The sequence below is a fragment of the Streptomyces sp. NPDC046712 genome (assembly GCF_040645695.1).
GTDB lineage: Bacteria > Actinomycetota > Actinomycetes > Streptomycetales > Streptomycetaceae > Streptomyces.
The window spans coordinates 302,829-321,918 of sequence record NZ_JBEYYW010000002.1 but is presented as its reverse complement, the minus strand read 5'-3'; the positions used below and the strand labels follow the sequence as shown (position 1 = coordinate 321,918).

Sequence of the window (19,090 nt, the reverse complement as noted above, 5' to 3'; positions counted from 1 at the left end):
CAGGCGAGTCCCAGATCTCTAGAGATACACCCAGAGAAGCCTGGAGACCCCTCCCTGTCAACGTATCTCTAGAGATGTCCCCCGATGGATGGATCGACCGCACACGTCGGCCCACACGCGTGCTTCCCCTCGTCCGAGCGCGCCGTAGGGTGTCCCGCAACGAAGGGAGTGGTCCACCCATGACTGACCAGGACAGCGGTCGTCGGCCCAAGTACCAGCGCATCGCCGACGAGTTGAGAACCGCCATCCAGTCAGGCGCCTTCGCCCCCGGCGACCGGCTCCCCGGCGAGAACGATCTGATGACCACGTACGAGGTGGCCAGGATGACGGCCCGCCAGGCCCTGTCCGTACTGCGCAACGAGGGCCTGGCCGAGGCCCGCAAGGGCGCCGGGGTCTTCGTCCGCTCGTTCCGCCCGCTCCGCCGGCGGGGCATCCCCCGGCTCGCACAGGACCACTGGGGCACGGGCCGATCGGTCTGGTCGGCGGACATCGAGGACCGGGCGCTGGTGGTGGACCAGATCGAGGTCGGCGAGAAGCGGGCGAGCGCCCGGGTCGCCGGAGCGCTGGGCCTGCCGCCGGACTCCCCGGTCTGCGTGCGCAGCCGCCGCTTCGTCCTGGACGACAAGCCGGTCCTGCTCTCCGTCTCGTACCTCCCCGCCACCCTCGCCCAGGGCACACCGATCGCGACCCCGGATACGGGCCCCGGCGGCACCTACGCCCGACTGGCCGAACTCGGCCACCAGCCCGTCCACTTCCGCGAGGAGATCCGCTGCCGGATGCCCTCGGCCGACGAATCCACGCGGCTCGCCCTGGAGTTCGGCACGCCGGTGATCCTGATCGGCCGTACGGCCTTCACGGACAAGGGGGTTGCGGTGGAGCTCAACGAGATGACGCTGGACTCGGCGTCGTACGTCCTGGAGTACGACTTCGACGCGTGACGGCGAAGACGCGGCCGGGCGCGGCGTACGCGACCTCGCCCGCGAACACCCGGCCGGCGTCCGCCACGGCGTGACGGGGATCCACGCTGGGCCCCACGTGCGTCACGACCAGTCTGCCGACGTGGGCGTCGACAGCCGTTCTCCCCGCCTGCTCGGCGGAGTGGTGACCGGGCCCCTCGCCGTCGGCCTCGCAGACGAACAGCTCGCAGTCCCGGGCGAGTTCAGTGAGGGACGGGCACGGCTCGCAGTCGCCGGAGTACGCGATCCGGCGCCCTTCCTCGTCCTCGATCCGCAGTCCGAAGGCGGGGATACCGCCGTGCTCGACGGCCCGGCCGCGCAGAGTCAGCCCGCCGACCCGCGCCTCGTGCCCGTCGTACAACTCCTCGACGGCGAAGGCGTCTTCGACGGGACTGCGCCGGGGCCCGTTGGTCAGAAACCCGGCGAGCCGGTCGGCGGTCCCGGGCGGCGCGTAGAGCGGAACGGGCGCGTCGAGCCGGATGTCGGCGTAGAGGAGTCCGTAGTAGGCGGTGAGCAGGTCGGCGCTGTGGTCGGCGTGGAGGTGCGAGATCCACACCGCGTCGATCTCCCCGAGCCCGGCGTACCGCTGCAACTCCCCGAGTGCCCCGCTCCCGGCGTCCACCCACACCCGGACGCCGCCGCCCTCGACGAGATATCCGGAGCAGGGGTTCCCGGGCCGCGGGTAGGGGGTGGCGGATCCGAGAACGGTGATCCGGAGAGTCAACTCCCCTCCGCCGCCTGCCGGGGCGCCGGTACGCCGCTCTGCTGGACGTCGGCGGAGACCTGGCCGCCGAGGGTCATGACGTTGAGCGTGGCCGAGTTCTCGCTGGCGATGGCCTTCTCGACCCTGGCGACCAAGGTCGTGAAGCGATCGCGTTCCGAAAGGTTGTGGTACGGCCCCACCTTGGCGGCGAAGTAGACCCGCTCGTGCCCGAGCAGCTGCTCGGTGGACCGGTAGTTCTTCCACTGCTCGCGATACCGGTACACGCTCTCCAGCGACACCGAGGCCACCACCACCAGGCTGAGCGCGGTGGCGGTCATCTTCGCGAACCCCAGATCAAGATTGACCAACACGGGCACGAGCGCCCCGCCGACGACGGACACGGTCCGCATCCGCAGGTGCATGGCCTTCATCTTGGTGGCCTTGCCGTCGTACCACTCCTGATACTGCGTCAACCTGGTCTCGACGTACCCCTCCGGCGTCATCTCACCATCCGGCACCTCAACCTCGGGCGCGTCCCCCACCTCGTCCATACCTCGGAGTACATCCCCCGCGCGCGGGCCCAGTCAAGGCGACAAGAACGCAGGCCTGTGCGCGTACGCCCGCTCGATCTCCCCTATGTACTGCCCGAGATGAAAGCGCACCTCCTCGACGACCCTCCCGTCGAACCCCGGGTGCATCAGGTCGGTCCAAACCACGTTTTCGCCCTGCAGTCGCACCCCGAAGCCAACCCCATCGGTCGCAACGCTCACGGTGCGGGCCGCATCAGTCGGATAGAGCGGTCCCCCGGGGCGGAGAAGCCACCGCGGATGGAAGCCGGCTGCCCTGCTGTCGCTGCGCGACACCATGTCCAGGCCATCGACAAACAAGTATGTGTGCAGGGAAGTACACGCCGGCGGTCCGGGACAGACGCCAATGAGCAACGTGCTGATCGCACGAAGGCTCCGGGAATCGGGTTGCTTCGCCCGAAGCCCACTCGGGGCCCTACGCGGCATCTACCTTCTGTAGCGACATGCACGGATCATAGCGAAGCCCCATTCTGCGTGAATGCCCGACCGACCGGCCCCGGCGCGCCCCGTCCTGATCGCCCCCGCTGACGTCAGAGACGGATACCGAGCGCCCCTCCACGTGATCCGCGAGGGCCCTTTGCACTGGTGGGCGCTGACTGCTTTGTAGGTTCGACCGGAGACCCGCCCCAACTGCTCACACCTCACCCGAGGCACCCTCAAGGAACCGCCCAGAGCTGCATGCGTACGCTCTCGTTGATGTCAGACATGGATGCCATCTCACCGAAGCCTGCGTGGCTGGCGACAGCTGCGCTCAAGCGATCCCGCCGGGCTGAACCCTCTTCCCCTCGTCGCGCTTTGCGGCATGCTGCATCCATGTCAGTCGCCGCCGCACGTACCCACTCCCAGACCCACCAGGCAGGCCGCCACCTCGCGGTCGCTGAGGCGCTATTGCGAGGGATCCCATCCAAACTCAAGGGAGCCCAGACCTACATCGAGGTTGGCGAGCACGATGCTCAAGTGATGGTGGCAGCCAAGGGCGCCTGGATGATCGCAGACATCGACAAATTCACAGCTCTCACGTGCAGCCGAGTCATCCTCGTCCACATTGCAACGGACAGCCACCACTTCTACATCGCGGAGGGCGACGAGCTCCGCGCCGAAGTGCGCGCCCGGCACATGCAATTCCTGGAGCAAGTCGGGGGCGTACGCCCGCGTAACCCTGACTCTAAAAACACCGTCATAAAGCCTGATCATGTCGCAAGTTGGCGCGACCAGTGGCAGCTTCTGACCTAAGAAATCACCTGTCGGCGCCTCCAGGAGCTGCGCTATGGGCGACTTCACGAGGTCTGACCTGCAACGCCGGCACCTTTAGGCAATCCAAGGCCGCTCCGGGTGGTGCAGCCGCACACGGCTCCGGAGGCCCCGTGCGCCTCAGGCGTTGCCGCAGTCAGGGACTCTCTGGTGGATAGGCCGCTACCGTCGAGCGCGGACTCCTGACTCATCTCTGATGTCGGTTCGTAGGGCCGGGCTCGTCTGCCCTGGCTCCCATCCCGTCTGCCGTCGACCCACACGACCTGGACGCCAGGACCCGTGTCTACTCGGCTCTGCCTGGGTCGACGATAGACGGGATGGGAGCCTCCCCGTGCTCACCACGACGTAGCGGCACCGGCGCACGGCGCCCCACCATCCTGGGGTCGAAGCTCCGGAGGCATCGTTCTGACGCGAGTTGAACCCCCTGTCCTCCCCCTGGTCGCTGGACGACACGCTCGACTTCCTCGCCGCGTCCCGCAAAGACCCGCTGTACGCCGCCTTCGTCCTCGCCATCGCCCTCGGCTTCCGCCGCGGGGAGGTCGTCGGCCTCCGCTGGGAGAACGTCGACCTGAACAAGCGGGAGATCCGGGTCAGGACGCAGCGCCAGCGGGTCGGGGGAAAGGCGTACGAGGACGATCCCAAGGGGCGCCGACGCAAGCAGACGCTCCCTCTCCCCGCCATCTGCGTCGCTCCCCTGCGGTGGCAGCGCCTCAAGCAGGCCGCGATGCGCGAGCGGGCCGGGGAGAAGTGGGAGGACACCGGGTATGTCTTCACCACCCGGACCGGTCAGCCGATCGAGCCGCGTAACCTCTACCGCTCGTTCACCCGCGTAGCCAAGGACGCCGGTCTCCGCGTCATCCGGCTGCACGATGCCCGCCACGGAACGGCGACCCTGCTCACCGCTGCCGGCGTCGCTCCCCGCGTGGTCATGGAGATCCTCGGGCACAGCCAGATCGCTGTCACGATGAACGTCTACACCCACGTCGTCCAGGACACCCAGCGCGAGGCCGTCAGTCACATGGACCGGCTGCTCAGGAGCCGTCCCCGGGCGTGACCAACCGTCCCCGTTGATGTCAGAAGTAGATGTCAAAGGCCCCCAGCCATGATCGGCTGGGGGCCTTTGCACTGGTGGGCGCGGACGGTTTCGAACCGCCGACATCTGCTTTGTAAGAGCAGCGCTCTACCCCTGAGCTACGCACCCGTGGAATGAGGCAACAGCGTACATGGCCCACGGGTGGGTCCCGCAAACCGATAGGGGTCGGGGGATAGCCCCACCATCGGACGGTGGGTCGCCGGATCGTCGGGGGGTGGGTGGGGTCCCTACCGTGGGGGGACAGTCAGCGCGTTACCTGGGGGTTTTCGTCATGGCCGCTCGTCGCCGCATCCGTACGCTCCTCGCCTTCGGCGGGGCCGTCGTCGTCGCCCTCGGGGTCGGTGGGTGCGGGAGCGCCGATGTCGAGGGGGCGCCCGTGGAGAAGAAGAGTTTCGCGTTCTCCGGTGACACGCTCACGGTCGACTCCGACAACTCCGTGCTGGAGATCGTGCCCGCCGACGTCAAGGACGTGCGGGTCAGTCGGCAGGTCGACGGGTGGGTGTTCATGGGCGACGGGCCCGACGCCACCTGGAAGCTGGAGGGCGGGCGGCTCACGCTGCGCGTGGACTGCGACGCCGTTGCCAGCGACTGCGAGTCCGTGCACCGGATCCAGGTGCCCCGCGGCGTCGCCGTCACCGTCGAGGACGACAACGGGAAAGTGACCGCCGACGGGTTCGACACCGCCCTGAAGATCTCGGCCGACAACGGGGAGATCGTCGTGCGCAACGCCTCCGGCGCGCTCGATCTGACCAGTGGCAACGGGGAGGTCGTCGTCGAGGGCGGCACCACCTCCCGGCAGGTCGTCGCCCGTTCCGACAACGGGGCCGTACGGCTCACCCTCGGCGCGGTCCCGGAGCGGGTGCGGGCCGAGAGCGACAACGGGGAGATCGACATCGCCCTGCCGACCGGCTCGGCCACGTACGACGTCGACGGGCGCAGCGACAACGGCGAGGTCCGGATCGATGTGCCGAACCAGAAGGGCAGCGCGCACGTCGTGACCGCCCGCAGCGACAACGGCGAAGTCGTCGTCCGAAGCGCGAACTGACAGGCCCGTGTGTTCGTCCTTACCTGGTGGGAGAATGAACCGACCGGGCAGGGCGGGCGGACACAGCACGGGAGAGGGACGTGGCGGCGACTCACGCGAGGGGCAGTTCCACGAGCGCCGCGACGGGGGCAGGAGTCGGGCGGGTCGCGCTCATGCTTCCCTTCCTCGCCGTCGCCCTCCTACCCACCGCCTTCGCCGGCGGCGGCACCCGGCGCTGGTTCGGCGGGCGTGGCGAGAGCCAGCGGGCCGAGGCGCAGGCCGCCAAGGACGCCGCGGCTGCCGCGTTCTACGAGCTGGACACCGCCCAGCGTGATCTGCGGATCTCCATCGAGACGATCACGGCCGTCGACAGCTCCCCCGGCGCCCGGCGCGCCATCGACGGCTTCGCGGCCCTCGGCCAGCGGATCGACGAGGTCAGCCACGCCTACATCACAGCCGTCGACGCCCACGATCTCGACCGTGACGAGCTCGACGCCGCCACCGCCAACCGCGCCCGCGCCGAACTCACGCGCGCCAAGGACGAGCTCGTACGGGTCAAGGGGGAGCTGGACCGGTTCGAGCAGGGGCTCGGGCCGCTCCTCGACAAGGCCGAGACCCAGCTCGCCCGGCTCGCCCCCGCCGTCGAGCGGGCGCGACAGGCGCTCCGGAACGCGAGCACCGCTCTCGACATGGTGCGGCAGTCCGGTCTGAGAGCGGATGATCTCGCCGCGCGCCTCGCCGGCCTCGGGCCCGAGCTCACCCGGCTCAACGAAGGCGCCGGCCGCCACGGCGTCCCCGAGACCCTCCAGCGCGCCGACCGCGTCCTGCGCGACGCCGAGGCCGTGCGCGCCGAGGCCGAGCGCCTCCCCGAGCGGGCCGCCGAGACCAGCAAGCGCCTGGTCTCCCTCCGTACCCGCGCCGAGGCGCTCACCACCCGGGCCGGCGCGGTCGAACCGGTCCTGTCCGAACTCCGCCGCCGTTTCTCCGCCGCCTGCTGGCAGGACCTCCAGCACGTCCCCGATCAGGCCGGCGAGAACCTCCGCAAGGCCGAGGAGAAGCTCAGGGAAGCGGCCAAGGCCCGCGACGAACAGCGCTGGCCGGACGCCACCAGCCTCCTCGCCACGGCCCGCGCCCTGCTCAACAACACCGACGAGGCCGTCTCCGCCGCCGGCGACCGGCTCCGCCGCCTCGAAGCCGTCGCCAAGGATCCGCAGCAGGAGATCGACCGCACCCGGTTCACGATCCGGGACGCCCAGCGCCTCGCCATGGCCGGGCGCAACACCCCCGACCCCCGGCACGCCCGCCCCCTCGACGACGCCGTGGGACGGCTCGACCGGGCGATCGGCACGCTCGAGGGCCGACACCCCGACTACTGGCACTTCCTGATCGAACTGGAAGCGGTCCGCGCCACCGCCGCCCGCGTCGTCGAACAGATCCGCGAGGACCGGGGCGCGGCTCACCGCCCGTAAAGCGGTACGTCCCGCGGTCACGCGTCCTGCCGTTACGCGTCCGGCCCTGTCACGCGTCCCCACAGTCACACCCAGGCGGCGACAGGTCCTGCGGCGGCACGTCCTGCCGCGGCACGTCCGGTTGATCGGTCACCGCGGAGGGATCACCCTGGTTCCATGGGACCTGGGCGCGGGGACGACGACGAACGCGAGCTGGTGGTGTCGGCGTTCGGACAGGCCTCGGTCTCGATGTCCCTGTTCGACCTCGAGCAGCGTTATCTGCGGCTCAACGACACGGCGAGCCGGGTCATGGGCCTGTCCGAGGAGGAGCTGCGGGGGCGGTTCTACCTGGAGACCGTGCCGGAGGACGGCACCAGCCTGGGCTTCCTGAGGTCCCTGCGGGAGGTCGCCGAGACCGGGCGGCCGATGCACTACGAGAGCTACACGCGGGCCCCGTCCGGTATCCGCGAGCACGCCTGGGACCTGGAGATGTGGCCGGTCCGGGACCGGAACGGCACGGTCTGCGCGGTCGCCCTCGCCGCGTTCGACAGCAGCGAGCAGCACTGGGCGCGGCAGCGCCTGGCCGTCCTCGCCGAGGCGACGGTCTCGATCGGTACGACGCTGGACGTGACCCGCACCGCCGAGGAGCTGGCCCAGCTGGTGGTGCCGATGTTCGCGGAGTTCGCCAGCGTGGACCTGCTCGACGAGGTGATGCGCGGCGAGGAACCCGCGCCCGGCCCGCCGGACGGCACCGTGCTGCTGCGCCGGGCGGCGCACCTCTCGATCTCGGAGGGCACCCCGGAGGCGGTCGTCGGCCTCGGCGCGACGGACGCCTACCCGGCGTTCTCCCCGCCCGCCCGTGCGCTGCGCTCCGGGCAGGCGGTGCTGAGCGGCAGCGGCCGGGAGGACTTCGACCGGTGGATGGCGGCAGTTCCGGCCCGGGGCGAGAGGGCGCGCGCCCTCGGACCCAGCTCCATGATGGCCGTGCCACTGATCGCCCGGGGCATCACGCTCGGCGTCGCCGTCCTGTTCCGCTCCCGCCCCGACGCGTTCACGGAGGACGACGTCACGCTGGGGCGCGAGCTGGCCGGTCGCGCCGCCGTGTGCGTCGACAACGCCCGCCGCTACACCCACGAGCGTTCCGCCGCCCTGGCCCTGCAGGAGAGCCTGCTGCCGCGCGGGCCCACCCGGCAGACCGCCGTTGCGGTCGCGTCCCGGTACCTGCCGGCCGGCTCACGGGCCGGCATCGGCGGCGACTGGTTCGACGTGATCCCGCTCTCCGGCGCTCGGGTCGCCCTGGTCGTCGGCGATGTCGTCGGCCACGGCATCCATGCCTCGGCGACCATGGGGCGGCTGCGCACCGCCGTACGGACCCTCGCCGACGTCGACCTCCCGCCCGACGAGCTGCTGGCACACCTGGACGACCTCGTCCTCCGTATCGGGAGCGAGGTGGACGACCACGCCGGCGACGGGGGCAGCAGCGGCAGCGGCGAGACCGGCGCCAGCTGCCTGTACGCGGTGTACGACCCGGTCGCCAGGGTGTGCACGGCCGCGAGCGCCGGCCACCCGCCACCCATCGTCGCCCTCCCGGACGGTACGGCCCACGTCGCCCGGATCACCCCCGGTCCTGTCCTCGGCGTCGGCGGCCTGCCGTTCGAGGCCACCGAGCTGGAACTGCCCGAGGGCAGCCTGCTCGCCCTCTACTCGGACGGACTGGTCACGGCCCGGCAGCATGATCCCTACGCCGGTATCGAGGAGCTGTGCCGCACCCTGACCGACCCGGCGGACTCGCTGGAGGGGAGCTGCGACCGCGTCCTCGACACTCTGCTCCCCACGCCTGCCGAGCGGCCCGCCGACGACGTCGCGCTGCTCCTGGCCCGGACCAGAGCGCTCCACGCCGACCATGTGGGTGCCCTGGACCTCCCCTCGGACCCGGCCGTCGTCGGTGACGCCCGCCGGATGGCCGCCGAACGGCTCGCCGCGTGGGGGCTCGACGAGGAGGTGGCCTTCGTCACCGAACTGGTCGTCAGCGAGCTGGTCACCAACGCCATCCGGTACGGGGCAGCGCCCATCCAGCTCCGGCTCATCCACGACCGCACCCTCATCTGCGAAGTGTCCGACGGCAGCCCCACCTCGCCGCATCTGCGCCGCGCGCGGATCTTCGACGAGGGCGGGCGCGGTCTGCTCCTGATCGCCCAGCTCACCCACCGCTGGGGCACCCGGCACACCGCGACCGGCAAGACGATCTGGGCGGAGCAGACACTCGACCGCGGATGACGGCCGGTGACGGGGGACGCTGATGACGGCCGACGACAAGTGACCACGGGTGACGCCTGACGACAGCGCCGACAACCGCTGGCCGAGGCCGCCCGCTAGCCTGTTCCGTATGCCTCGTTACGAGTACCGCTGCCGCACCTGCGGCGACACCTTCGAACTCAGCCGTCCCATGGCCGAATCCTCCGACCCCGCCGCCTGCCCCGCCGGGCACGACGACACCGTCAAGCTGCTCTCGGCCGTGGCCGTGGGCGGTACGGCGACCAGCGGCCCCGCCCCCTCCGGCGGCGGCGGAGGCGGGTGCTGCGGCGGAGGCTGCTGCGGCTGATCAGGAACTCAGCAGGTCGGCGACTCAGTAGGTCGCAGGCCGGCAGGTCGGCAACTCAGCAGGTCGCAGGCCAGCAGGTCAGCCGGTCACCCGGCCGGCAGGCCGGCGGGTCAGCTGCCCAGGTAGCGCAGGATCGCCAGGACCCGTCGGCTGTAGCCCTCGCCCCGGCCCGTCAGCTCCAGCTTGTCGAAGATCGCGTTGACGTGCTTCTCCACCGCGCTCTGCGAGACATGAAGCTGCCCGGCGATCGCCGCGTTCGTGTGCCCCTGCGCCATCGCCGCGAGCACGTCCCCCTCGCGTGGCGTCAGGCGTGACAGCGGATCGGTGTGGGTGGTGCGGACGAGGAGGCGGCGGACGACCTCGGGGTCGAACGCCGTCCGCCCCGCCCCCACCCGCTCCAGCGCGTCCAGAAACTCGTCGACCTGCGCCACCCGGTCCTTGAGCAGGTACCCCACCGCCCCCGACTCGCCGGTCAGCAGCTCGGTGGCGTACCGCCGCTCCACGTACTGCGAGAGCACGAGAACACCGACCGCCGGCCACTCCTGGCGGATCTCCAGGGCCGCCCGCAGCCCCTCGTCCGTGTGCGTCGGCGGCATCCGGACGTCCGCGACGACCACGTCCGGCGGGTCCGCCGCCACCGCCGCGAGCAGTTCGACCGCGTTGCCGACGGCCGCCGTCACCTCGTGCCCCTCCTCGGTCAGGAGCCGTACGAGCCCTTCCCGTAGCAGGGTCGAGTCCTCCGCCAGGATCACGCGCACGGCAGCACCGCCCGTACGACCGTCGGGCCGCCCGCCGGACTGTGCACGGCGAACCGCCCGTCCAGCGCCGCCGCCCTGCTCGCGAGCCCGCTCAGCCCGCTCCCCGACGCGTCCGCGCCGCCCACCCCGTCGTCCGTCACCCGCACGTTCAACTCCCCTTCCTTCACTGCCACATGTACGTCGATCCGGGTCGCGCCCGCGTGCTTGACCACATTGGTCACCGCTTCCGAGACGACGAAGTACGCCACCGTCTCCACCGCCCTCGGAAGCGGCCGTTCCACCGCGTACGCCAGCCCCACGGGCAGCGGGCTTCGCTCGGCGACGCTCTCCAGGGCCGCGCGCAGGCCCGCCTCGTCGAGGACGGTCGGGTAGACGCGCCAGGCCACCTCGCGCAGTTCGGTCAGCGCGCGCCGGCTCTCCTCGTGGGCCTGCAGCAGGAGTTCGTCGGCACGCTCCGGATCGCGGGCGCGCAGCCGGCGGGCCCGGCCGAGCAGCATGCCCAGGGCGACGAGCCGCTGCTGTACGCCGTCGTGGAGGTCGCGCTCGATGCGGCGGCGCTCGTCGTGCACGACGTCCATGACCTCGGCACGGCTGCTGGCGAGCTGGGCGATCCGGGCCTCCAGCGCGTGGGCGTGGCTGGGCGCGAGGAGGCGGCGGGCCAACTGGCCTTCCAGGGAGACGACTCCGAGAGCGCCCTGGACGGAGAGGAAGAGCAGGAAGAACCCGCCGACGCTGCTGAAGGCGACGAGCCAGGGGTGATCGATCTCGGTGATCAGCCAGCCGTAGAGGACGAAGGTGCCGAGGCCGAGGCCGTACGCGGCGCAGCCGAGGACGACCGCGCCGAGCAGGCCGAGGGGCCAGCGGGCGGCGAGGTAGCGCAGGGCGTCGCCGTCCTCGTGCACGCCGGGGAGGCGGACGCCGAGAAAGCGGTCGAGGCGGGCTCGCTCCAGCCGGACGAGCACACGGCCGGCGGCGGTCAACGGGCGCAGGACGGCCTGCCTGCCGCGCGGCGAGGCGAGCAGGGGGAGCAGCGCGAGGCCGCCGACGACGGCACCGAGAAGCTCCAGGACGGCCGTCCCGGCCCCGAGCACGAGCCCGACGGCCGTCCGAAGCCGGCGCACGAGATGCGTGCCGAGCGCCGCCCCGAAGATAGGCCGACCGAAGTCCGGAGCGGTGTCCACGGCGGTGTCCATGGCGGTGTCCACGGCGCTGTCCGAGGCCGATCCCAGGACCCCCGCACGTGGCCGGTCGGACTCCTCGGCGGAGCCCAAGTCCCCAGCACCAAGCCGCCGGTCGGACTCCCGGACACCCTGCCCCTCGAAATCCCGGGCACCGTGCCGCTCGGAGTCCCTGGCGTCGTGCCCGTCAGAGTCCCGAGCACCCTCGGAATCCTGCGCATCATGCCCGTCTAAGTCCCGAGCAGGGTCCCGCGTGAGGTCGCTCATGATCCGTCACGCTAGTCGGCCCACCCCACCGCCCGCACTGCGGAAAACCGCACCCTCGTCGTGCGGCCGCCATCAGTCCGCTCCGGCGCCCCGATTCCTAGCGTGGAAGCCATGGAACGCTGGATCAACAGCCTCATGGACACACTCGGCGCCCCCGGCGCGGGCCTCGCCGTCGCCCTCGAGAACCTCTTTCCTCCGATCCCGAGCGAGGTCGTCCTGCCGCTCGCCGGCTTCGCGTCCGCCACCGGGCGGATGGATCTGCTCGCCGCCCTGCTCTGGACCACGGCCGGCTCGGTCGTCGGCGCGCTCGCGCTGTACGGGGTCGGGGCGCGGTTCGGCCGGGAGCGCACCGTCGCCCTCGCCGCCCGGCTGCCGCTCCTGAAGGTCGCGGACATCGAGCGGACGGAGGCGTGGTTCGCCCGGCACGGCATGAAGGCGGTGTTCTTCGGCCGGATGGTGCCGATCTTCCGCAGTCTGATCTCCGTGCCGGCGGGCGTCGAACGGATGCCGCTGCCCGCCTTCCTCGTCTTCACGACGTTGGGCAGCGCGCTCTGGAACACCGCCTTCGTGTTGGCCGGTTACGCGCTCGGCGACAACTGGGAGGAGGTCACCGGCTATGTGTCGGTGTACTCGAAGGCGGTGCTCGTCGTGGCGGCGGGTGCGGTGCTGTGCTTCGTCGGGACGCGGCTGCTCAGGCCGGGTCGGGGAGCGCGGCGGGGGAACCGTTGAGCTGCGCGGGCACGGACGCGCGGTGTGCGGACACGGCTGCCCGGAAGCGGCGCAGGATCTCCTCGCCGGCCGCCACGCCGCGCTCGGCGAGCACGTCGAGGTGCGGGGCGGTCCATGCCGTGTCGGCCAGTTCACCGTGGCCGGGCCGCCAGGCGCGGTCGGCGGCGAGCAGCAGGTCGGCGTCGAGGAGGGAGTCCCCGGCGGCCAGGGTGAGGGTCGCGCCGCAGCGGCGGGCGACCTCGCGCATGGCCGCGCTCTTGGTGAGCGGCTTCGGCACGGCGTACACCTTGCGGCCCTGGAGGGAGACCGTCCAGCCGCGGTCCTCGGCCCAGTCGCCGAACCGCGTCAGCCACTCCTCCGGCAGCCGCTCGCGCTCCACGACGAGGTAGGCGAAGAGGTCCTCGGCGACGCGGTGCTTGCGCACCCAGGACAGGTCCGTGGTGGCGGTGAAGTACGCGCGGATCTCGGCGAGCGGCGCGCACTCCTCGGCGAGCCGGCGGACCACGGCCTCGTGCCAGTCCTGGTCGGCGACGCCGTCGACGAGCAGGTGCCCGCCGTTGGCACAGATCGCGTACTTCGGTGCGGGGCCCGGGAGTTGGATGCGCTGGTACTGCTTGCGGGTGCGGGTCGTGGTGGGGACGAAGACGGCTTCGCCGCCCAGCTGCTCCAGGAGCACGGCCGCGTCCTCGGTCATGTACGACAGGGGCTTGGACTCGTGCACCTCGATGCTGAGCAGCCGGGGCGCCTGCGCGTCGGGCATCCCGAGGGCGAGAGCGGCCGAGGAGTAGATCAGCGTACGGTCGAGGTCGCTCGCGACCATCACGGACGTGTTCACCGAGGTCACTGGGAGACCACCGCCTTCCCGTCGGCGCCGGTGGCGCCTCTCGTGTACTGGGGGTGGATCAGTCCCACGCAGGTGTACGGGAGTCCGTCGACCTCCTCGACGGGCACCCCGCGCTGCTCGGCGAGCAGGCGTACGTGCGCGAGGTCGGCGCCCGCGCCGCGCTGGGCGAGGATCTTCCAGGGGACGCGGCGCAGCAGGACCCGGGTGGTCTCGCCGACGCCGGGCTTGACCAGGTTGACGTCGTGGATGCCGTACTCCTCGCTGATCCGCTCGACGGCCGCCCAGCCCTCCCAGGTGGGGGTGCGGTCGGCGGCGAGCAGCTCCTTGACGGCGGTGGCGACGTCCTCGGCGACCTCGTCGAACCGGGCGGCGACGGCGTCGAGGAAGTCGTTGGAGACATCGGCGCCGGCCAGCTCGCGGTAGAACTTGCCGCCGTGGAAGTCGTCGGGTCCGACGAGGTCGGCGCGGAGGACGGTGCGCGATATCAGGCCGGAGACGGTGGAGTTGAGGCAGGCGGAGGGGATGAGGAAGTCCTCGCGGGTGCCGTAGGTGCGCACGCAGGAGCCGGGGTCGGCGAGGACGGCGATCTCCGGGTCGAAGCCGGCGATCCCCTCGGTGCGCTCGAACTTCTGCAGCGCTTCGGCGAGTTCGCGGGTGATGGCGCCCTTGCCGGTCCAGCCGTCGACGAAGACGACGTCGGCCGGGTCGTGGTGGGCGGCGAGCCAGCGCAGCGCGTTGGCGTCGATGCCGCGGCCGCGGACGATGGAGACGGCGTAGTGGGGCAGGTCGCGGCCGTGGCGGGCCTGGGCCCAGCGGCGCATGAGGACGCCGACGGGGGTGCCGGCCCGGGCCAGCGAGACGAGGACGGGCGTGCCGCTCCCCCGGCCGGACCTCTCGGCGAGGACGGTCTCGGTGACGGTGCCGACGGCGCGGGCTATGCGGGCGGCGGAGGTCTCCAGTGCGGCGTGGAAGAGCTCCTGGTACCGGTCGCTGGGCTGGTACTCGACCGGAAGCGACTCGGCGTAGTGGGCGCCGCCGCTCTGTATCGCCTCCTCGCGCTCCTCGGTCGGGGCCTCCAGTTCGACGTCCGAGAGGTCCTGGAGCAGCCAGCCGACCTCCTCGGGTGCGTACGAGGAGAAGGCGGGGCCGCGGAGGGGCTCGGGCAGCATGGAGCTCCTTTCGGGAGCTTCGAGGGCGTCGGGAGCTCCGAGGGCGACGATGGCCTCGGGAGCGTCGGGCGCTCCGGTGACGAGCGCGGGAACGTACGACGGGACGACGGCGAGGACCACGTGCGGTATGTGGGCCGCGAGCTGGGCCAGCAGGCCGTCGGGAGCGTGCAGTTCGGGGTTGTCGGCGGCGGAGTCGACGACGGCGACGACCGCGTCGAAGCCGGCGCCGGCGACGTTGTAGGCGTACCGCTCGCCGGGTCCGTCGGCGGGCGCGTCGTGGGCGGGGAAGACCAGCCGGGTGCGTATGGCGTAGCCGGGGTCGTCGACGGCGAGGACGGGCGAGCGGGTGGTGGTGGAGTACGAGACGTCGTGCCCGGCCCGCTCCAGTGCGAGGGCGAGCCGCAGCGGCGCGTACATCAGCTCCTCGAAGCCGAGGACCAGGACGCGCCGGGCACCGCCGAGGGCCGTGGCGAGGCGCTCGGTCATGGCAGGCAGGGCCTCGTTCAGCGCGATGGCGTGGGGCGCGGAGAAACCGTGGCGGCCGCCGTCCGGGACGTCCGCCGGCCAGCCGAGTTCGACCCGTACGGGTGCGTTCGCGGGCGTCCGGGGCGACTCGACCGGAGCGGTCTCGTGCGCGGCGACGAGCGCCTGGCCCTTCTCCAGGACGCCCTCGGGCAGCCGTACGGTGCCGGCCGCACCGGCCACCAGGTCGATGCGGGCGCCGATCTCCTGGGCGAAGCTCTCCAGCCGGCCCTGATCGGCCGCCGAGCGCATGTCGACCAGGGCGACGATCACGTACCGCTCGCGCGGGTGGCGCTCGTGCAGATCACGGATGGTGTTGAGGACGGTGTTGCCGGTGGAGAACTCGTCGTCGACGAGGACCAGCGGGCCGTCCCCGGCGAGCAGTTTCGGGTCCTCCGGGAGGAGCAGGTGCGAGGTGGCGTGCGAGTGGGACTCCTCGAAGCCGCCCGCGCTCGCGACCCCGTCGACGGGCCGCCGGGTGGAGTGCAGGTAGGGCGCGAAGCCCATCCCGTCGGCGACCGAGTGGCCGAGGCCGGTGGCCGTCTCCGCGTAGCCGAGGACCACGCTGCGGGCGGTCTCCGCGGGCCCGAGGAGGTCCCGTACGCGCAGGCCGAGGGCGAAGGCCGTCCCGTAGACGAGGCCCGGGCTCTGCGGCACGTGTTTGCCGAGCACGTTGGAGACCAGCAGATGCGCGCGCTTGGGGTTGCGGCGCAGTGCGAGGCCCAACAGGCCCGGGAGCTCCTCGTCGCCGATCAGTTCGACGCCCAGTCGCTCCGCGACCCACGTTCCCGACCACACCACGTCGTTCATCACCTTCCGTCAGCCGGCCAGTCCGGCGGTGAGCAGATCGACGAAGCCGACGTCCTCCCTGGCGACGCCGAAGACTTCGGCGCGCAGGAGGGTCCGTTCGGCCCACGCCCGATGCGGCTTCACCTCGTTCATCTTGTTCGTGTACGCGGAGCGCAGCACCCCGCCGCCGCCCCGCTCGGGCCGCAGGATGTCCTGGGCGTCGCTGTACTCCTCGTGGCTGACCACGGAGAGCGCGTGCACCGGCACCACGTGGGTGGGGTGGATGCAGGTCTTGCCGAGCAGGCCGTTGGCCCGGTCGAGTTCGATCTCGCGCAGCAGCCCGTCGAGGTCGTGCTCGATGAGCGCGGTGCGCAGGTCCTCCGCGCGGCCCTCCAGGAAGGGGCTGCGGCGCAGCTGGGGCTTGAACATGCGCTCGCCGAGCCGGAAGTACTCCCAGACGGGCCCGGTGATGGTGAAGCCGGTGCCGTCGGAGCGGCCCAGGACGTTGACGACGTCGGCGATGACGTTGGCGACGATCTTGACGTCGTAGGCGGTCATGTCGGGCGAGCGGCGGAGTCCGTACGCGGAGCAGAAGTCGGTGACGCCGAGCCGCAGGGCGAGGACCCGCTCGCGGTACTTGTCTACAGTCGCGGCGATGCCGGCGAGGGTTTCGGCGCGGGTCTCGAGGTGCAGCAGCTCGGGCGATTCGAGGACGGGCATGGCGAAAAGGCGCCGTCCGCTCTGCTTCTCGGCGGCGGTGAGGGCTTCGAGGAAGGCCCGTCCGCGTGTCTGGGTGAACTTCGGCAGCACGAAGCCGGACAGCAGGCGGACGTTGTCGCCGAGCCGCGCGACCAGATCGGTGATCTGGTGGGGCTCCCGGACCCGGATGAAGAGCAGGGGCACGTCCTGGGGCGTCCGCGTGCCGTCGCCGTCGCGATCAGCGTCGCCGTCGCGATCACCGTCGCCGGTTTCGCCCGTCGCGAGGGCGGCGAACTGGCGGACGAGATTGACCTCGGCCGCCTCCACGTCGGCGTCGGCGATGGAGTCCTCCAGGCACAGCACCATGGAGACGACCCCGCGAGCGGCCTGTTTACGCACGTCGTCGGCGAGCCGCGGGCGGGTGGCCGGGCTGTAGAGGGTGGCTCCCAGGGCCACGGCGAGCGTGCTCGCGGGCGAGTCGGCGGTGAACTCGGCCGGCTCCTGGTGGAACAGCCCGGCCCGCGAAGCGGACGGGATGTGCCCGAAATGACGCAATGTAACTCCCCCGACTGCCTCTGTGGGCCCTGACGACACGTGGCCGGTAATAGTACGTAGGTGCGGGTGTCCTTAGTTCCCTTCCAGCATGAAATCCAGGTAACTCATCCGCATCCGGCGCATCTCTCCCCGATCGCCACGGCCCCCGCGTTGTCCGCGGGTCGGGCGGGAAGGCAGGATGACGGTCATGACGCACGCGATGCTGAAGGGCTCCAACGTCCCTCTCGACACCGCGGCCGTACGGGCCGTGCTCCGCTGGACCCCGGGCCCCGGGGTCCCCGACGTGGATGCCTCTGCGCTGCTCCTGGGCGCCGACGGTCGTGTGCGTTCCGACGAGGACTTCGTCTTCTACAACCAGCCGCGCCACCCCTCCGGGCTGGTGCGACGGCTGCCCAAGAAGCGGGTGGCGGAGGGGCTGACCGACACGGTCGAGGCCGATCTCGGCGGGCTGGACCCGTCGGTCGACCAGGTGGTGATCGCGGCCTCCTCGGACGGCGACACCTTCCGGTCGGTCGCCGACCTGCGGATCCTGCTGTACGACGCGGGCGCGGCGGACAGCGAGCCGCTGGCCGTGTTCGACGTGACGGCGGAGACGGGCGAGGAGACGGCGATCATCTGCGGCGAGCTGTACCGCCGTGGGGAGGGCTGGAAGTTCCGCGCCGTGGGACAGGGCTATCCGACCGGTCTCGTCGGGCTCGCCACCGATTTCGGGATCTCGGTGGACGAGGGCACGGACGACGCCACGGACACCGGGACGGACGCGAACGGGGCAGCGGCCGCCGCCCCGGACCCGGGGCTCGACGCGACGGTCGTCCAGCCGCCCGTGGCCGCGCCCGTACCGCCCCAGCCGACCACTCCCCCGGCGCCCGTCCCGGGCTACGGCTACCCGCAGCCCACGACGCCCGCGCAGCCCTCCTACGGCTACCCGCAGGCCTCCTCCCCGGCGCAGCCGGCGTACGGCTATCCCCAGCCCGTCTCGCCCGCGCAGCCGGCGTACGGCTATCCGCAGCCCGCGGCGGCCGCGGCACCCGCCCCGGACCCGAACTTCCGGCTGCCTCCGATGGGCCCGCAGTTTGTCCGCCCGTAACTCCGCGTCCGGCGCGGCCCGTGACGCCATGGGTCAGGCCTTGGTCTTGTAGCCGCGCCCCCACTGCAGGCCCCACCCGTACAGCCGGTCCAGCTCCGCCTGGAAGCCGTACACGAACTTCACCTCGCGGCGGACGATCAGCTCGTCCTTGGCCTTCTCGACGGTGAAGACCGCGCAGGACCGGGCCTGCGGGGCGCGCTCGTCCAGTTCGATCTCGATCCGCGGCCCGTTGCTGGGGTAGAGCGTCACCTTGGCGTGGGTGCGGTCGAAGGCCGGGGTCTGGTCGTAGATGTAGACGAAGAACAGCAGCCGCTTGATCGCGTCCCTGTGGTCGAGGTTGACGAAGATCGTCTCGCCGGACGATCCGCCGAAGCGGTCGTCGCCGCTCAGGTTGACGTACGGCGGCGCGTTCAGGGACCCGAAGAAGCTGCCGAGCGGCTGCACGACGCCCTTGCTGCCGTCCTCCAGCTCGTACATGCAGCCGAGGTCGAGGTCGACGTTGACCATGCTCTGGGTGTGCGCCTGGACGACCTCGGGCTTGAACAGCTTCGAGGGGTTGCGCAGCAGCCGGCCGCTCTGGCGCGAGCGGCCCTCGATGTCGGAGGTGCGCATGCGCCAGGAGAGGTTGACGCGCAGATTGCCGGTGGCGGCGCCCTGTTTGGTCAGGGAGACCGTCGGGCGCCGTTTGGTGAGATCGATGGCGTTGCTGGAGGCGCTGCCCGAATCGAACTGCGCGGCCCTCCCCGGAAACAGGCCGTCGAAGAAGCCCATGTGCCCCCACCCCCCACTCGATACCTGGCCGTACGCCGCGGGGCGGCCGGGTGCACCG

General features: G+C 71.6%; 16 protein-coding genes, 1 tRNA gene and 1 pseudogene. 9 read left to right on the top strand and 9 right to left on the bottom strand.

The features are described 5' to 3' along the window. Positions 1-179: 179 nt before the first annotated feature. Entirely contained in the window at positions 180-938 is a 759-nt protein-coding gene (locus ABZ939_RS03730; protein WP_361848720.1) for a GntR family transcriptional regulator, read from the top strand. On the opposite strand, the gene ABZ939_RS03725 is transcribed toward ABZ939_RS03730, so the two are convergent. Together ABZ939_RS03725 and ABZ939_RS03720 are read right to left on the bottom strand one after the other, a co-directional pair. Further along, the gene (locus ABZ939_RS03725) at positions 880-1,680 is read right to left on the bottom strand and encodes an MBL fold metallo-hydrolase (protein ID WP_361848717.1); all 801 of its coding nucleotides are present in this window, start codon (positions 1,678-1,680) and stop codon (positions 880-882) included. The two genes, ABZ939_RS03730 and ABZ939_RS03725, sit on opposite strands and share 59 nt — an antisense overlap. Next, on the bottom strand, positions 1,677-2,210 hold the full coding sequence (locus tag ABZ939_RS03720; RefSeq protein ID WP_361848714.1) for a DUF4231 domain-containing protein: 534 nt from the start codon (positions 2,208-2,210) through the stop codon (positions 1,677-1,679). Before ABZ939_RS03720 ends, ABZ939_RS03725 begins: the two co-directional genes overlap by 4 nt. Positions 2,211-3,059: 849 nt before the next feature. Between ABZ939_RS03720 and ABZ939_RS03715 the strand changes: the two genes are divergently transcribed. Both ABZ939_RS03715 and ABZ939_RS03710 read left to right on the top strand, forming a co-directional pair. Continuing rightward, a complete protein-coding gene (locus ABZ939_RS03715; RefSeq protein WP_361848711.1) occupies positions 3,060-3,479 on the top strand; it encodes a hypothetical protein in 420 nt (139 codons plus the stop codon). Positions 3,480-3,930: 451 nt separating this feature from the next. Then, positions 3,931-4,551 (top strand): annotated as a pseudogene (locus ABZ939_RS03710) (site-specific integrase); the annotation flags it as partial. A gap of 72 nt (positions 4,552-4,623) precedes the next feature. Here ABZ939_RS03710 and ABZ939_RS03705 read toward each other — a convergent pair. Beyond that, a tRNA-Val gene (locus ABZ939_RS03705) sits at positions 4,624-4,698 on the bottom strand. A 163-nt stretch (positions 4,699-4,861) separates the two neighbouring features. On the opposite strand from ABZ939_RS03705, the gene ABZ939_RS03700 reads away from it, so the two are divergent. From ABZ939_RS03700 to ABZ939_RS03685, 4 genes are all read left to right on the top strand, one after another. Beyond that, positions 4,862-5,635, top strand: coding sequence for a DUF4097 family beta strand repeat-containing protein (locus ABZ939_RS03700; protein ID WP_361848708.1), 774 nt, complete (start codon positions 4,862-4,864; stop codon positions 5,633-5,635). Between the two features lie 152 nt (positions 5,636-5,787). After that, the gene (locus ABZ939_RS03695) at positions 5,788-7,083 is read left to right on the top strand and encodes a hypothetical protein (protein ID WP_361848705.1); all 1,296 of its coding nucleotides are present in this window, start codon (positions 5,788-5,790) and stop codon (positions 7,081-7,083) included. A gap of 156 nt (positions 7,084-7,239) precedes the next feature. Further along, entirely contained in the window at positions 7,240-9,339 is a 2,100-nt protein-coding gene (locus ABZ939_RS03690) for a SpoIIE family protein phosphatase (protein ID WP_361848702.1), read from the top strand. Between the two features lie 109 nt (positions 9,340-9,448). Beyond that, positions 9,449-9,664, top strand: coding sequence for a zinc ribbon domain-containing protein (locus tag ABZ939_RS03685; protein WP_361848699.1), 216 nt, complete (start codon positions 9,449-9,451; stop codon positions 9,662-9,664). A 110-nt stretch (positions 9,665-9,774) separates the two neighbouring features. On the opposite strand, the gene ABZ939_RS03680 is transcribed toward ABZ939_RS03685, so the two are convergent. Together ABZ939_RS03680 and ABZ939_RS03675 are read right to left on the bottom strand one after the other, a co-directional pair. Continuing rightward, the gene (locus ABZ939_RS03680; protein ID WP_361848696.1) at positions 9,775-10,422 is read right to left on the bottom strand and encodes a response regulator transcription factor; all 648 of its coding nucleotides are present in this window, start codon (positions 10,420-10,422) and stop codon (positions 9,775-9,777) included. Beyond that, entirely contained in the window at positions 10,413-11,615 is a 1,203-nt protein-coding gene (locus ABZ939_RS03675) for a sensor histidine kinase (protein WP_361848693.1), read from the bottom strand. The genes ABZ939_RS03680 and ABZ939_RS03675 overlap by 10 nt, the downstream gene beginning before the upstream one ends. 363 nt (positions 11,616-11,978) lie before the next feature. Here ABZ939_RS03675 and ABZ939_RS03670 point away from each other — a divergent pair, with 363 nt between their 5' ends. Continuing rightward, positions 11,979-12,596, top strand: a complete 618-nt coding sequence (locus tag ABZ939_RS03670) for a DedA family protein (protein WP_361848690.1) — start codon at positions 11,979-11,981, stop codon at positions 12,594-12,596. On the opposite strand, the gene ABZ939_RS03665 is transcribed toward ABZ939_RS03670, so the two are convergent. The 3 genes from ABZ939_RS03665 to ABZ939_RS03655 are packed head-to-tail and all read right to left on the bottom strand — an operon-like array spanning position 12,559 to position 17,174. Then, positions 12,559-13,416: an HAD family hydrolase gene (locus ABZ939_RS03665; protein WP_361849122.1), complete on the bottom strand. Its 858-nt coding sequence runs from the start codon at positions 13,414-13,416 to the stop codon at positions 12,559-12,561. The genes ABZ939_RS03670 and ABZ939_RS03665 overlap by 38 nt on opposite strands. A gap of 20 nt (positions 13,417-13,436) precedes the next feature. Continuing rightward, positions 13,437-15,941, bottom strand: coding sequence for a phosphoribosyltransferase (locus tag ABZ939_RS03660; protein WP_361848687.1), 2,505 nt, complete (start codon positions 15,939-15,941; stop codon positions 13,437-13,439). 9 nt (positions 15,942-15,950) lie between these two features. Continuing rightward, complete coding sequence (locus ABZ939_RS03655) at positions 15,951-17,174, bottom strand: HpcH/HpaI aldolase/citrate lyase family protein (RefSeq protein WP_361848684.1); 1,224 nt, start codon at positions 17,172-17,174, stop codon at positions 15,951-15,953. Between the two features lie 178 nt (positions 17,175-17,352). Between ABZ939_RS03655 and ABZ939_RS03650 the strand changes: the two genes are divergently transcribed. After that, complete coding sequence (locus ABZ939_RS03650; RefSeq protein WP_361848681.1) at positions 17,353-18,261, top strand: TerD family protein; 909 nt, start codon at positions 17,353-17,355, stop codon at positions 18,259-18,261. Between the two features lie 33 nt (positions 18,262-18,294). On the opposite strand, the gene ABZ939_RS03645 is transcribed toward ABZ939_RS03650, so the two are convergent. Further along, positions 18,295-19,032 (bottom strand): Tellurium resistance, encoded by a 738-nt coding sequence (locus ABZ939_RS03645; protein WP_361848679.1) that lies wholly within the window; start codon positions 19,030-19,032, stop codon positions 18,295-18,297. Positions 19,033-19,090: the final 58 nt, after the last annotated feature.

What these genes read in the sequence shown, in the direction of transcription:
- ABZ939_RS03700 (WP_361848708.1), top strand. Translation starts at nt 4,862, where the DNA reads ATGGCCGCTCGTCGCCGCATCCGTACGCTCCTCGCCTTCGGCGGGGCC.
- ABZ939_RS03660 (WP_361848687.1), bottom strand. Translation starts at nt 15,941, where the DNA reads ATGAACGACGTGGTGTGGTCGGGAACGTGGGTCGCGGAGCGACTGGGC.
- ABZ939_RS03670 (WP_361848690.1), top strand. Translation starts at nt 11,979, where the DNA reads ATGGAACGCTGGATCAACAGCCTCATGGACACACTCGGCGCCCCCGGC.
- ABZ939_RS03645 (WP_361848679.1), bottom strand. Translation starts at nt 19,032, where the DNA reads ATGGGCTTCTTCGACGGCCTGTTTCCGGGGAGGGCCGCGCAGTTCGAT.
- ABZ939_RS03695 (WP_361848705.1), top strand. Translation starts at nt 5,788, where the DNA reads ATGCTTCCCTTCCTCGCCGTCGCCCTCCTACCCACCGCCTTCGCCGGC.
- ABZ939_RS03685 (WP_361848699.1), top strand. Translation starts at nt 9,449, where the DNA reads ATGCCTCGTTACGAGTACCGCTGCCGCACCTGCGGCGACACCTTCGAA.
- ABZ939_RS03675 (WP_361848693.1), bottom strand. Translation starts at nt 11,615, where the DNA reads ATGGACACCGCCGTGGACACCGCTCCGGACTTCGGTCGGCCTATCTTC.
- ABZ939_RS03730 (WP_361848720.1), top strand. Translation starts at nt 180, where the DNA reads ATGACTGACCAGGACAGCGGTCGTCGGCCCAAGTACCAGCGCATCGCC.
- ABZ939_RS03650 (WP_361848681.1), top strand. Translation starts at nt 17,353, where the DNA reads ATGACGGTCATGACGCACGCGATGCTGAAGGGCTCCAACGTCCCTCTC.
- ABZ939_RS03665 (WP_361849122.1), bottom strand. Translation starts at nt 13,416, where the DNA reads ATGGTCGCGAGCGACCTCGACCGTACGCTGATCTACTCCTCGGCCGCT.
- ABZ939_RS03720 (WP_361848714.1), bottom strand. Translation starts at nt 2,210, where the DNA reads ATGGACGAGGTGGGGGACGCGCCCGAGGTTGAGGTGCCGGATGGTGAG.
- ABZ939_RS03715 (WP_361848711.1), top strand. Translation starts at nt 3,060, where the DNA reads ATGTCAGTCGCCGCCGCACGTACCCACTCCCAGACCCACCAGGCAGGC.
- ABZ939_RS03690 (WP_361848702.1), top strand. Translation starts at nt 7,240, where the DNA reads ATGGGACCTGGGCGCGGGGACGACGACGAACGCGAGCTGGTGGTGTCG.